This is a genomic window from Spirosoma gilvum, from assembly GCF_054776815.1.
The window spans coordinates 164,003-178,919 of sequence record NZ_BAAHBH010000007.1; the positions used below are offsets into that span (position 1 = coordinate 164,003).

9 protein-coding genes are annotated in these 14,917 nt (G+C 48.8%); 8 read left to right on the forward strand and 1 reads right to left on the reverse strand.

Features of this window, described 5'->3' with window-relative positions:
* The first annotated feature begins 64 nt into the window (after positions 1–64).
* The 3 genes from ACYVFD_RS19455 to ACYVFD_RS19465 are packed head-to-tail and all read left to right on the forward strand — an operon-like array spanning position 65 to position 5,916.
* Positions 65–1,501, forward strand: a complete 1,437-nt coding sequence (locus ACYVFD_RS19455; protein WP_461092110.1) for a TolC family protein — start codon at positions 65–67, stop codon at positions 1,499–1,501.
* A 10-nt stretch (positions 1,502–1,511) separates the two neighbouring features.
* Positions 1,512–4,769 (forward strand): efflux RND transporter permease subunit, encoded by a 3,258-nt coding sequence (locus ACYVFD_RS19460; protein ID WP_461092111.1) that lies wholly within the window; start codon positions 1,512–1,514, stop codon positions 4,767–4,769.
* A 16-nt stretch (positions 4,770–4,785) separates the two neighbouring features.
* Positions 4,786–5,916, forward strand: coding sequence for an efflux RND transporter periplasmic adaptor subunit (locus tag ACYVFD_RS19465; protein ID WP_461092112.1), 1,131 nt, complete (start codon positions 4,786–4,788; stop codon positions 5,914–5,916).
* Between the two features lie 18 nt (positions 5,917–5,934).
* Here the strand turns inward: ACYVFD_RS19465 and ACYVFD_RS19470 are convergent, their stop codons facing one another.
* Positions 5,935–6,318: a hypothetical protein gene (locus tag ACYVFD_RS19470; RefSeq protein ID WP_461092113.1), complete on the reverse strand. Its 384-nt coding sequence runs from the start codon at positions 6,316–6,318 to the stop codon at positions 5,935–5,937.
* A gap of 381 nt (positions 6,319–6,699) precedes the next feature.
* Here ACYVFD_RS19470 and ACYVFD_RS19475 point away from each other — a divergent pair, with 381 nt between their 5' ends.
* The 5 genes from ACYVFD_RS19475 (at position 6,700) to ACYVFD_RS19495 (ending at position 14,887) form a co-directional block, all read left to right on the forward strand.
* The gene (locus ACYVFD_RS19475) at positions 6,700–9,267 is read left to right on the forward strand and encodes a TonB-dependent receptor (RefSeq protein ID WP_461092114.1); all 2,568 of its coding nucleotides are present in this window, start codon (positions 6,700–6,702) and stop codon (positions 9,265–9,267) included.
* A 104-nt stretch (positions 9,268–9,371) separates the two neighbouring features.
* Positions 9,372–10,085, forward strand: a complete 714-nt coding sequence (locus ACYVFD_RS19480; protein ID WP_461092115.1) for an outer membrane lipoprotein-sorting protein — start codon at positions 9,372–9,374, stop codon at positions 10,083–10,085.
* A gap of 1,255 nt (positions 10,086–11,340) precedes the next feature.
* Entirely contained in the window at positions 11,341–12,369 is a 1,029-nt protein-coding gene (locus tag ACYVFD_RS19485; RefSeq protein WP_461092117.1) for a LacI family DNA-binding transcriptional regulator, read from the forward strand.
* Between the two features lie 62 nt (positions 12,370–12,431).
* Entirely contained in the window at positions 12,432–13,487 is a 1,056-nt protein-coding gene (locus tag ACYVFD_RS19490) for a glycoside hydrolase family 43 protein (protein ID WP_461092118.1), read from the forward strand.
* Between the two features lie 848 nt (positions 13,488–14,335).
* The gene (locus ACYVFD_RS19495) at positions 14,336–14,887 is read left to right on the forward strand and encodes an RNA polymerase sigma factor (RefSeq protein WP_461092119.1); all 552 of its coding nucleotides are present in this window, start codon (positions 14,336–14,338) and stop codon (positions 14,885–14,887) included.
* The last annotated feature ends 30 nt before the right edge of the window (positions 14,888–14,917 follow it).

The window sequence follows — 14,917 nt, forward strand, 5'->3', positions numbered from 1 at the left end:
TCTGGCTCTAATTTCGCTCTAATATTAGCTTTCTAGCTTTGGCCTTATTCATCGAATCAGGTTTATGCTCAGCGGAAATAAACAATATGTTTGGCTTATAACTCTCCTGACCAGTTGCTGGATTGGTCAAAGTTTAGCCCAAACGAGCAGTCCGTCGCCCCAACTTAACCAGCTTACCTTAGCCAAAGCGCTGGAATTGGCCCGAACCAACTATCCCAGTTTGCGAGGGAAACTAGCCAACATCCGAGCCGCCGAAGCCGATGCGCAGGCGTTAGCTATGGCCTTGCTGCCCCAGGCAGGTGTCCAGGCGCAAACATTAAATGCTACGTCCAATCAGGTGCGGGGTGCTTACGTATCCAATGGGGGACTTATGTTGCCTATTTCAGGGGTTCGGACCGATGGGTTCAATAGTCAGGCTACCTGGACGAGTGCGGCTTCGCTGGTTGTTGACTGGGAAGCCATTACCTTCGGTCGTCGACAAGCCCGGCGTAGTCAGGCGCAGTTAGCCGTTGAGCAGGCCCAGGCCGATTATGAAGGCGAGTTGTTCACCCATCAGCTTCGAGTCTGCGATGCCTATCTACTGGCCCTCAACGCTCAGAAATCCGTAGCGCTGCAACGGTCCAACCTTCAACGAACGCAGGAACTCCAGCGAATTATTCGGGCCAGTACCGAAGGCGGACTTCGGCCCGGAATCGACAGTGCCGTAGCGGCTACCGAAGTTGCCCGCGCTCGTTTGCAAGTCTTGGAGAGTCAGCAATTGGCTCAACAGCAGGTACTCCGACTTACCGAACTAATCGGCCAGCCGAACCCGGTGGCCCAACTGGATTCGATGGTTTTTTATAACCAGTTGCCCCTAGTTCCTCCGATGCCTGGTAGCAACCCAGCACTGCACCCTCAGTTACGGGTTTATCAGAAGACTATTGATCTCGGGCGGGCGAATGAAACCTTACTAAAAGCCGCTGCCCTACCGTCGATCTCCGTACTCGGTTCACTTCAGGGGCGGGGTTCCGGCATAAGCGAACAAGCGCAGTCGGACGGCACATTCCGAATCGACCCATCGCTGGGTGCGGGTTTACCTCTTCGCTCCTATAACTACATCGTGGGGCTGACGGCCATCTGGCGGCCTACTGATTTGTGGCGTAGTAAATATGCCCTGTCGGCCCAGCGGGAACGGATCAACGTCAGTCAGCAACTGTACGATCAGCAGGCATTGGGCATACAGGCGGCAAGTCAGAATGCTGTTCTGCAACTCGAACTAGCCCAGGCCCGTGCCCAGCAGGCTCCTCTTCAACTGGATGCGGCTAAGCAGGCCTATATTCAGGCGCAGGCCCGATACGAATCCGGACTGGATAATATTCAGGCACTGACCCAAACCAGTGCGCTCTTGAACCGGGCCGAAGTCGATCAGGCCATTGTCACCAGTAGTGTTTGGCGGGCGCTGCTCCTACGTGCCGCTACGGCTGGCGATCTGGATTCGTTCCTGCAACAACTTCCCCACTAACTCAACTGTTATGATCAAAACTGCCTTAACCAAACCTATCACCGTAATCGTTGCGCTAGCCGGGATTGTTCTGTTTGCGGTGCTGGCACTGCTCCAGATTCCGGTGGATATTTTCCCCCGGCTCAACCTCCCAACGATTTACATCGCCCAACCCTATGGCGGTATGACACCCGCCCAGATGGAAGGTTTTATCGCCACCCGTTATCAGAATCAGTTGTTGTATGTATCGGGCATTAAAAACGTCGAAGTAAAGAATATTCAGGGTCTTTGCCTGGTCAAATGTACGTTTTATGAGGATGTTAACATGGCGCAGGTGTCGGGCGAAGTGGCCAATCAGGTCAGCCGCGTCATGAATTACCTGCCACCGGGCACCGTACCGCCCACTGTTGTTCGATTTGATGCGTCGAGTTTACCGGTAGGGCAGTTGGTATTCAGCAGCCAACGGGCATCACTGGGCGAAATGCAGGATCTGGCTTCGACGCGTATTCGTCCGCTGTTCTCTCAGATACCCGGCGCTTCCGCTCCTCCCCCATTTGGCGGTAACGAGCGAACTGTGGTTGTGAAAGTCAATCCCGAACGGATGCGCAGCTACGAGTTGACTCCCGATGAAATTGTGCAGGCAGTGGTGAAAAACAACCAGATTTCGCCAGCCGGTAGCGTTCAGATGGGCGACTACACCGTGATGACACCCAGCAATACGGTACTCGACAAAGTGAGCGAGTTTATGAACATCCCGCTCCGTAAGGGTGTGGGGCCAACCGTGTTTTTGCGGGATGTTGCGACCGTAGAAGATGCCACCGATATTACCGTGGGCTACGCACTGGTCAATGGGAAACGGTCGGTGTATATTCCCGTCACGAAAAGTGCCGATGCGTCGACCATGAGTGTCGTGAACGCCCTGAAAGCCAAGCTACCCGAAATGAAAGCGCTTCTGCCGGATGAGGTGCAGCTTTCCTACGAATTTGACCAGTCGGTCTACGTCACCCAGGCGGTACATAGTCTGGCGGTGGAAGGTGGTCTGGGGGCCATTCTGACGGGGTTGATGGTGTTGCTGTTTCTGGGCGACTGGCGTAGTTCACTGATTGTGATTCTGACCATTCCAGTTTCGATCCTGAGTGCCATTCTACTCCTCAACCTGACCGGGCAGACTATCAATATCATGACCTTGTCCGGTTTGGCACTAGCCATTGGGATTCTGGTCGATCAGGCTACGGTGGTTATTGAAAACATTCACCAGCACCTGGAAATGGGCAAACCTAAAGCCCGCGCTATTCTGGACGCCTGTCAGGAAATGTCGTTCCCGCTCCTGCTCATTACCCTATGTATTCTGGCGGTTTTTGCACCTGCTTTTCTCATGAATGGGGTGCCCCGAGGGATGTTCCTGCCGTTATCATTGTCGGTTGGTTTTTCAATTATAGTGTCTTATATCCTGTCGCAGGTGTTTGTGCCGGTTGTCGCCAACTGGTGGCTGAAAAACCATACACATGCCAGACCGCATGATTTAAGCATTCTACCTGATCTGGAAAATCAACCCGAGAGCCGACAGGAGCAGTATGAAGAAAGCCATCCTGAAAAAGTAACTGGATTCGAGCGCTTCAAGTTAGGTTACCTACGGCTATTGGATAGCATGATGGGACGACGGGCATTAGTCATTGGTGCGTATGCGCTGGTCTGTGCACTTCTGATCGGCATTGGCTTTACCCAGATTGGCCAGGATATGATGCCGCGCCAAAATCATGCGCACCAGTTTCAGGTACGAATCGTAGGGCCACAGGGCTTACGGATTGAGCGTACGGAAGCGCTGACCAAACGAGTTATCCGGCAAATCAGTGACATCGTTGGCCCGGAAAACATAGCGATTTCGTCGGCATTTGTGGGTATGACCCCTTCCAGTTATGGTACGAGCGCTCTGTACGTATTCAATGCAGGTCCGCATGAAGCCGTATTGCAGATTAACCTGTCCGAAGACTACAAGGTCGAGTCGCTGGATGCATTGAAAGAACAGATTCGCCAACAAGTGCGCCGGCAACTACCCAATGTCCGGCTGTCGTTCGAGCCTATCGATCTGACCGATAAGATCATGAGCCAGGGCGCGCAAACGCCGATCGAAATTTTAGTGGGTGGTAAAGACCTTACCGAAGGACAACATTATGCCAATCGGTTACTGACTCGGCTGCGAGAAATCCCCTACTTACGCGATTTGCGAATCAACCAGCCGCTTAGCTATCCGACCGTATCCGTGAAGGTCGATCGCGAGCGAGCCGCCCAATTGGGATTGAGCACCGATGAAATTTCAAAGTCGCTGGTAGCGGCTACCTCATCGAGTCGTTTTACGGCCAAAAACCTGTGGCTCGACCAGTCGAAAGGTTTTGCCTATCAGGTGCAGATTCAACTGGAGCAGGACCAGATGAAGTCGGTGGCCGATATTCAGGCTATTCCGCTCGTAAAAGGGCAACTCCGACCCACGCTGGGTGATATAGCCACGATTACGCCCACTACGGTACCGGGTCAATATGACCGGATCGGTCCCCGGCGAATTATTACAGTGTCGGCCAATATTAACAATCGGGATTTAGGCACGGCCTCGCGTGATGTACAGGCGGCCATTAAGGCTGCTGGTGATCCACCCAAAGGTTCTGTCGTTGAATTACGGGGGCTGGCTCTATTGCTTCAGGAAACGCTCAGCAGCCTGCAATTCGGATTGGGATTAGCTATTGTGGTTATCTTCCTGCTCCTGGCCGCAAATTACCAGTCGTTCAAAGTAGCAAGTGTGGTGCTGGTGAGTATACCGGCCGTATTGGCGGGTGCGCTAACATTACTGCTGGTAACGGGTCAGACGCTCAATCTACAGTCGTATATGGGCATTATTATGTCGGTGGGTGTCTCGGTTGCCAATGCATTGCTACTCGTGACCAATGCCGAATCCCTGCGGCTGCGTTACCGCGATGCCCGAGCGGCTGCACGAGTGGCGGGCGCATCTCGGTTACGGCCCATTCTGATGACGGCGCTGGCTATGATTGCCGGGATGATTCCGATGGCCAGTGGTCTTGGTGAGTCGGGTGAACAAACGGCTCCCCTGGGCCGGGCCGTTATTGGGGGCTTACTTTTCTCCACCGTGGCAGCCCTGTTGATTTTACCCGTTGTTTTTGCGGCTGTTCAACGGAAAACAGCCTTCGATTCGCCGTCTCTGGACCCCGATGACCCGACCAGTACGGTGTATGACGGAATCGCCGTTGCAGAATCTGCCCAAACCAGTTTAACCTACTAATCAGCCGATCAATACCATGCAACTATATTCTGCTCTCCGATCTGGATCGCACCTGGTGTTTATGGCAGGAATGACATTTCTGCTGAGTCAATGCGGTAACTCGTCGGCCGAAAAAAGTCGAATGAACGAAGCACCAGCCGATGAAGAAATTCGCTATGAAGCCATTCGGGTAACTGCTTCCCGACCCACCTCTGAACTAAACCTGCCGGGTGAGTTGGAAAGCTATTACGAAACTGATATTTATCCACGTGTCAGCAGTTACGTCAAAGCCTTGTATGTCGACATTGGCGATCAGGTAAAAAAGGGGCAGGTATTGGCCGAACTGGAAGCGCCTGAACTCACGGCAAACCTCACCGAAGCCTATTCGAAGGTGAAAGCCGCCGAAGCAGTGTTTGGTACCAGTAAAGCCACATTTTTACGAGTACTACGTACCAGCCGCACGCTGGGAGCCATTTCGCCCGTCGATCTGGAGTCATCCCGAACCAAAGCCATTTCCGACAGCCTGGCCGTCGTGGCGGCTAATGCGCACTATAGTTCCGTACAACAGCTGGTGAGTTACCTGAAAATAACCGCTCCGTTTACAGGCGTTATTACCGACCGTCGACTGTCGCCGGGAGCGTTTGTCGGACCGGGTGGGCAAAATGGCATACCGATGCTGAAAATCAAACAACTGGACCGGCTTCGGTTACGGATAGCGGTACCCGAAGCCTATCTGGGCGATATTCGTAGTGGTAATCCGGTTCAGTTTATGGTGCGTAGCTTTCCAAACCAGACATTCACCGGGCGGATTAATCGGATCTCTAATAGTGTACGCCCTGAAACCCGATCAGAGATGGTTGAGATCGACTTTCAGAATAAAGGCGGAAAGTTGAAACCAGGCATGTTTGCTTCCGTTCGGCTACCCGTTGCTTCTTCGGGCGAAGGCAGTGTGTACGTACCCAAGTCGGCGGTTATCAGCACGATGGAGCGTACGTTCGTTCAGAAAGTAGTGAATGGCAAAGCGGTTCGGACAACGGTCCAAAAAGGCGATGATGCGGCCGGGCAGACACAGGTGTTTGGTGAGGTAAAGCCAGGCGATATTATCCTGAAAACAGCCAGCGACGATATTGATGACCAGGCTACCGTAAAAACACAGCTTGCCAACTAATGCTGCTTAGTGAACCTGTTAGTTTACAGACTGTCCGGCAAGTAAAACCAGAGCCTGTTGATTAAACCGACGTAACCGATTGGTGTGTGCAATCAGCTTTTTGCAAATAGCTTTATAATTTGTAGGCGCCAACGGTTCAAAAAGGTCAGTGTCCTGCAAAAGTGCCTCCATCTCGCGCTGCATGCGAACGACTAATACCCGCATAGGCGCTATCGGACGCGACGTTTTAGGGTCCAGTTTGGTGATTACCTGAGTATTGATCTTATTCTGATGAAGAGCATCTGCCAACTGGCTATAGAGTATATGAAACGCAGCAAGCGATTCTAGCCAGGTGGTCATTGCCTCTTCGCCTTTTAATGGATCAACCTGGCGTTGCTGGCTCTTCAGATTCTTCGTATTCATCAGTAACCAATTGGTAAAAAGTTCAACATAACATTTGAGTAAACAGCTCCTGTCTTATTCACTGTCTAATAAGCGTTTATACGGAGAATAATGATCTCTGGTTGCGTTATAATGCAATCTTTTTAAGCGCCTTTTGCCCTGACCCTTCCACTATGGCAGCTCGTTGACCGATTTTATACTTCAAGATTTCCGCCAGGTTCCACAATACCCTGCTAGTGGCCCTAAAAACCGTTGTCATCCGCTTATACTGTCGATTCATACCCTAACCGACTTCATTCATCATCAATAAACACTGGTCTATCCGGTCTTATAGCCACTTCATCCACTTTTGTTTTCAAGGTTTCATAGCAGGAATGACCTTTGTCATGTCAGAATAAAGCTATGAAAACGAACATCTACTTAATCGCTCTTCTTTTTTGTGTTGGCAGTCTGCTAACCCCAGCCCAGGCTCAGTTCCCGATGATGGGGGGCTCAACCCAATCCAAGGCATTGCCTGGTACGGCTGGCGATCAAAGCCCGAAAGGGAGCGCCAAAATCATTGGTTCGGTGGTGGATTCCACACAAGCCAAAGCCGTTGAATTTGCCAGTATCGCGCTCTACAATAAGTCTACCGGTAAAGCCATCGATGGTACCGTTGCCGACGAAAAAGGGAAATTTGCCCTCACCAAACTGGTAGCCGGGGATTATCAGGTGCTGGTTAGTTTTGTGGGTTTCCGCAATAAAACCATCGCCAACCTCACACTCACCAACGGTCAAACGCTGGATCTGGGTACCATCAAACTGTCGTCCAGTGTTAAAACGCTGGAAGAGGTAACCGTAGTCGGTCAGGCAGCTGTGATCGAAGAAAAAGTAGACCGGCTGGTGTATAACGCCGATAAAGACATTACGGCCAAAGGGGGCGACGCTACCGACATTCTGCGTAAAGTACCGATGCTGACTGTTGACCTGGACGGGAATGTATCGCTCCGGGGCAGTCAGAACATTAAAGTGCTCATCAACAACAAACCCTCTACGATTGTCGCCAGCAGCGTTTCGGATGCGCTGAAGCAGATTCCGGCCGATCAGATCAAAACGGTTGAAGTAATCACCAGCCCATCGGCCAAATACGACGCCGAAGGATCGGGTGGTATCATCAATATCATCACCAAAAAGAATAGCCTGCAAGGATTGAACCTGAACATCGATTCGGGTGTGGGTAACCGGGGCTCTATGCTGTCGCTGAACGGCAATTATCGTAAAGGGAAAACCGGGTTCACCTTAGGTGGTTTCGGTCGGGCGATGTATAATACCATCACGAAAACCAACCTTGACCAGACCAGCCAGTCGGGTGGTGTAACAACCCTGACCCGCCAAAGTGGCGATGGACATAGCTCTGGTCTGTTTGGTCAATACAACCTGGGCTTCGACTATGATCTGGCTAAAAACCAAAGCATTACTGCCGGTGTGCGATACGGCATCCGTAATTTCAATACGCAGCAGGATCTGATTACTCAGTTATTCAACAACGGTTCGCTCAACTCCTCGACAAACCGGAATGTGGATGCTAAAAACCTGTCGGGTACGGTTGATGCCAACATCGATTACCTGCACACGTTTAAACCTCAGCAGGAGTGGAGCATTTCGACGCTATACAGCCGAAACGACCTGACCAACAACTTCGATGCGAATCTGTTCAAGGGCACGGGTGAGCTATCGGGTCGTCAGCGGAACCTGAATAAGAACGTTAACCAGGAATTCACGCTGCAAACCGACTATCAGACGCCGATCAAGAAAAACCAGTTGCTGGAATTTGGTGGCAAGGCGATTTTCCGGGAAGTAAACAGCGATTACAAGTACCTGTTTGCTGGTCCTTCGGGCCAATTCTCGACCGAATCGAACAACACACTGGGTGAGTTGACCTACCATCAGAACATTGCTGCGGGGTACACTTCGTACACCTATACCACCAAAAGCCGGTATACGTTGAAAGGCGGGGTTCGTTACGAGCACACCTTTATCGATGCCAGCACCCGTGAGGGAGGTAGTCTGGGCGTAGGTGACTACGGCGTTCTGGTACCCAGCGTGAATGCATCCAAGACCGTTAAAGGAACGACCTTTAAGCTTGGTTTCAACCGTCGGATTCAGCGGCCGGGTCTGCAACAGTTGAACCCGAACTTCAATGCTGCCAACCCACAGGTCATTACGCTTGGTAACCCCAAATTGAAACCAGAGTTGACCAACAATGCCGAACTGGGTGTAAGCAAAACCATTGGCAAAACGTTTATCAATGCTACGTTCTTCGGTCGGATCACCAACAATGCCATTACGCAGGTCAGCACGCCATCCGACTCGATCAAAGGGGCCATTGTCACCACGTATCAGAACATCGGTCGTCAGCATGCCTACGGTACCAACCTGTTTGCCAACGTAGCCGCTACGTCTAAAATTAACATCGGTATATTCCTGAACGCGTTCTATACAAGTCTGACTGGGCAAACAACGGGTCTGGACGGCGCTTCGGCCGAAATCACCAACAGTGGCATGAACATCAGTGGGGGTACATTCGTGAATGCGACCTTCAAAAATGGCTGGGGTGCTCAAGCCTTCGGATTCATGCAGGGATCGCAGGTACAGTTGCAGGGTCGTCAGGGCGGTTTTGGGTTCTATACGATCGGTGTCAAGAAAGAATTCGCGAACAAAAAAGCCAGTCTGGGCTTAGCCGCTGAAAACTTCCTAAGCAACCGCTTCAATATCCATACGACGCTGAACTCACCCTTATTCAGTCAAGTAAATGACGTATATCTGTACAATCGGGGAGTTCGACTTACCTTTACACTTAAGATTGGCAAAATGACGATGGATGCACCTCGTAAGAAAGCCAAGTCGGTCAACAACGATGACGTGAAGAGCGACGGCAATGGCCAGACTCAGTCAGGTGGAGCGCCGGGCGGTGGCCAGCCTCGTCAGTAATCATTAATTCTGTGATTGGTTAAACGTTGGCAGTTGATCCAGCATCTAACCAATCACAGAACGTATATAAATACCCAAACAACAATTTAACCTAATTCTTCAGCATGAAAACCAACAAGTTCCTGGCCCTCAGTTTTGCCGTTTGCCTTTCGGGTTTTGCACAAGCCCAAACCGTCGATGAGTTAGTTGATAAACACGTTGCCGCACTGGGGGGCGCAGATAAACTGAACAACGTCAAAACGTTATATATCGAACGGTCGATGGCCATCAATGGCATGGAAATTCCCAGCAAGTCGACTATCGTAGTGGGCAAATCCATGCGTACTGAAACATCGGTGATGGGCAATTCGATGGTCCAGGTGGTCGATGGGTCAACGGGCTGGATGATTCGTCCGGCAATGATGGGTGGCACTGGCGATCCAGAAGACATGCCGGCCGATCAGTTAAAAAGCTCAAAGGGCCAACTTGACCCGTTCGGTGCCCTGGTCAATTACAAAGCCAAAGGCAATCAGATTGAACTGGTCGGTAAAGAGAAAGTGGATGGCAAAGATGTCTATCACCTGAAAGTAACGACCAAAGAAGGGCAGGCAGTAGATGAGTATCTGGATGCAACTACCTACCTGATCAATAAAGTCAAAATGGCTATGAACGGTCAAGCCGCCGAAATCGCCTTCTCTGACTACAAAGACAAGGATGGGATTAAATTCGCCAATACGATGGAAATGGCTTCACCACAAGGTGCCCTGACCTTCTCGACGGAAAAAATCACCGTCAATGGTCCGGTGGATGATAGTATTTTCAAAAAGCCAGCTAAGTAAGGCAAATTATTTTCCTCTTAAATAGGGAAGGCGCAAAGCCGCAAAGGATCGATTACTCATTCCTTGCGGCTTTGCGCCTTCCCTATTTAACTTTTACATACTCTTAGACGTACACCCTTTCGAAGTCATAGATCGACCTGTTTGCTGGTTATCAGCTAATTATCCACAAAAAACCCCGCTAGAACTAGCGGGGTTGAACGTTCAAGGTAAGATTACGCCTATGGGTTAGATTACTAATACACCCTTTTGACTCTGAAAAGTACCGTCAGGTAACAAAAACGCTGGCACTAAAAGTACCAGCGTTTAAATCTAACCCATAAGAGCTTGCAGCCGAGTTCACACCCAACTACAATCGATAACAAATTAGGCAAAAATTCAACTAAATAGTAACAAGCAAGTCTAATTAATGCATTAATACCTACTTTATTAATGCATTAACTCTGTAACCTATCTAATAGCAGTCTGGGCCCTGCTTTATCACATGGCTAGTTCAATCAGCAAATCATACTCGCTACAATCTCTTTACTGGTGCAGGGCCACCGGCTCTGAATCCGTGTTACAGTTATACAGGTCTGAGTTCGGTTGCTATGAGAATGCGGACCTAAGCCATAGCGCTTCTGGAAAACAGTAAATGTTTATCGGGATTACCCGCTTTTACTCATTAACCGATTTCATTTGGTATAGGCAGTTAAAGAACGGTATTTGTTAAGTTAAGAAGAGAATGCAGCTAACATCCCGCCCAGTAGAGCGGGATGTTACTTTTTGTACAACCCAGGTTTCAGCAATCCAATACCTCTTAGCCTACGTATGTCATGGGAATTATACTAGTTAAATAGAGGAATCATTAGAAATGCCCGGTCGTCCATTGAGCCGGGCATTTTTTATATACCTGGCCGAATGTAGCCAGGTGCCCAAAAACAAACCTCCTGCCAATTGGCAGGAGGTGTTGACTTTAACCTATGATAAATCACAAAAAGAGGGGCTTTTCTGCCATTACCTAAGCAGAGTATGAGCAGAATATGCCTATAAATCTCCGTTAATTTATCCAAAAAGCAATCGGTTGCATAAAAAGTTTTTTGAAGAAGACCTATTAGTATATTTTTTGTATTATTGCACATAATCCTGATAACACTTAACTATTCCTGACCCTTTCCGGGCTGATGAACAGAAAAATATATCTTTGTCGGCACACATACATCAGTAGGTAAGGAATTTCAACCGATTGCAAGTTTCTGGGTGATAAGCCTACTTTATCATGCAAAAAGATGTAACAATTTATGATATTGCTAAACTACTGGAACTCTCTCCGGCCACGGTAAGTAGGGCTCTAAATGACCATCCAGCAATCAGCCCCTCTACCAAAACCCTGATTACCAGTAAGGCGAAGGAAATGGGCTATCGATCCAATCTGTTTGCCAGCAATCTACGCCGTCAGCGGACCAATACAATCGGCGTGATTGTACCCCGTCTCGATAGTGCATTTATGTCGACAGTGCTGGCTGGCATGGAAAAAGTAGCCAATAAAAGTAATTACAACCTGATTATCAGCCAATCGCTGGAATCCGCTAAGAAAGAGGTTGCTAACGCCAAAACGATGTTCGACAGTCGGGTCGATGGCTTGCTGGTTTCCCTAGCCGCTGATACTGAAGACCTGGAACATTTTAATACGTTCTTTCGCAAAGGCATTCCAATGATTCTGTTTGATCGGGTGATGCCTCAGAAAAACTGCACCAGTATTGCTATCGACAATATAAAAGCCGGTTACGACGCCACTACCCATCTGCTGGATCAGGGATGTCAGCGAATTATGCACGTTACAGGTAATATTAAGCGAAACGTGTATGCCGACCGCCTGAAAGGCTACAAAATGGCCTTAATTGATCGTGGGTTTTCGCTTTCAGACGATCTTGTTCAATTAACGGATCTAACACGCCAGGCCGGCCTGGATGTAGCAGGCCAAATTCGACAGATGGCTACTCCTCCTGATGGTCTTTTTATCGCCAGTGACTTCTGCGCAGCCAGTTGCATGGGCGCCTTACGTACATATGGCTTTACCATACCGACCGATATGGCGGTAATCGGCTTCAATAACGACCCAGTCTCTCAGGTTGTTGAGCCAAACCTATCAACCATTCATTACCCCGGCCAGGAAATGGGCGAGATTGCGGCTCAAACGCTGATCAATCACCTGAATGGTCTGCTACCTCTGAGTACAACCAACAGCATTGTGCTGAACTACGAACTGATTATCCGGCAATCGTCACAGCGTACTAAATCCGAATAATCGACTAGCGAAGCGGCATCGTAAGCTTCCTGCCTGTAAAACAACATACCTTTTCCTGTTTTATGATTCGTCTAACCAAATTCATTTACGCTACAGCTTCCCTGACGCTTTTTGCCCTTCAGACAGGTGTTTGCCAAAACTCTACCTCCAGCTCTGTAAAGCCGAAGCCACTGGTCACCGATATATACACAGCCGACCCATCGGCCCATGTATTCAATGGCAAAATTTATATTTACCCTTCCCACGATATTGAAGCCAATGTGCCGCAGGACGATGAAGGAGGTCATTTCAATATGCGGGACTATCACGTTTTTTCGATGGACAAAATTGATGGGAAGGTGACCGATCATGGCGTTGCACTCGATATTAAGGATGTGCCCTGGGCGGGCCGTCAGATGTGGGCACCCGATGCGGCTTATAAAAATGGTACGTATTACCTCTATTTTCCCGTAAAAGACAAACAGGACGCTTTCCGGATTGGGGTAGCCACCAGCAAATCGCCAACGGGTCCATTCAAAGCCGAACCGGCCCCTATTCCAGGCAGCTACAGCATCGACCCAGCCGTATTTACCGACACGGATGGCAAATCGTATATGTATCTCGGTGGCATCTGGGGTGGCCAACTACAGCGCTGGCACACAGGAAAGTATGATAGCAGTATGAAAACGGACCTGAAAAAAGATAACGAACCAGCCCTTAATGCCAAGGTTGCCCGGATGAGTTCTAACATGCTCAAATTCGACGAGCCCCTGAAAGATCTGGTCATTGTCGACAAGGCAGGCAAGCCCTTGCTGGGTGGTGACCACGATCGGCGTTTCTTCGAAGGTGGCTGGATGCATAAATACAAAGGCACGTATTACTTCTCCTATTCGACTGGCGATACCCACCTGTTGGTTTATGCCACCAGCAAGTCCCCATACGGGCCATTTACTTATCAGGGTGTATTAATGAAACCCGTAACGGGCTGGACCACGCATCATTCCATCGTGGAGTTTCAGGGCAAGTGGTATATTTTCTACCATGATGTTGAACTATCCGGTCAAACGCATCTGCGTAACATCAAGGTTCGGGAGCTAAAACGTAATCCGGACGGCTCGCTGGAAACCATCACGCCCTAAACGATAGTAAGTACTCATCCTACCACAGTTTACTTGAGTTCGATTCTTTGTCATGGCTGAATCCATGACAAAGAATTGCCTTATGTGCTTTCCTGGGGCTTGCACGTTTTCCGTCAAACCGGCTTAAACTTTTCGACGGAAGGAAGTTGGTGATCATATCCGGTTAGTTCTTCACTCAGCATGGCAGAGCAGCCATATAGCAAATTAATACCGCTCTCCCCCAAAGAGTTAACTCTTCATCATTTTGGGACAGAAGGGCTATTTGATCAGTCTGATTTTCAGCGCCTGTTTCATATTAACCGTATTGAGGATGTCGTTACCAAAATCAGATTTCCTCTTCCACCCCATCGTAAAACGGTCTATACTTGTTGATCAGATCATCCCCAAGTCGCCCTTTATAACGATTTTCCATTTTGGCAATTTTCAGCCAGCCCACTGGTTGCGATAGACGACAGCATCCGTCAACTAGATTTAAGTTTAACGACTCAAATTTACCTGATACCGGCTGGTCAGTTTTTTGTAAAATACCCGCAATAAGACTACATAAATAGCTCTAAACTCAAGAAACGGGCAAAACCAGGCAAACATTAACTATATTAACTATTAAATATTGATACTTACAATATAACTAATCATACCATTTTGGATATACAAAAAGGTTACTAATTATATATTTACCCCTATTAGTGGTAACATAATATTGTATTATAAAGCCGTACGATTAAATATATCCAAGGTCACCTACCTTTTAATATATTTATGAGAGTGTAATCATCTAAGTATGTACGTTTTAACGTAACTTTTCAATGGCATTATGCCCTAACCCATAGAGATAATTTTATTGACTTATGACTGATCTGATCAGCGACGAGGATATGATTCGTCAGTACCGGACGAGTCAGCCTAACCACTGTTTTGAGATACTCTATAAACGATATGTCAACAAGGTCTATAGACGTTGTCTGTCAATGACAAAAGACCCGCTTAAGGCTGAAGACTTCACTCACGACATATTTCTGAAAGTATTTAACCGACTGGAGGCTTTTCAGGAGCGGTCGAGTTTTTCGACCTGGCTGTATGCCATCTCCTTCAATTATTGCTCCGACCAGATCCGTTTAGCCAAACGGATGAATTTTATTACGACCGAAGAAGAGCTGGATCAGAATATCCCTGAGCCCGAAGACAATTCGGTTCCCGAAGAGTCGATGCACCTTGTCAATCGAATTCTGAAAACACTTTCAACGAAGGAGCGTACCTTGTTGCAGCTCAAGTATGAAGATGACATGAGCGTCCATGATATTGCGGACCTGTATAGCCTTAATCCCAGTACCGTAAAAATGCGGCTCAAACGAAGCCGGGATAAAATACAGCAGCTCTACGGCAAAGTGTATTACGACTAAACGCAACTACAGTTGACACCGTACCTGTAT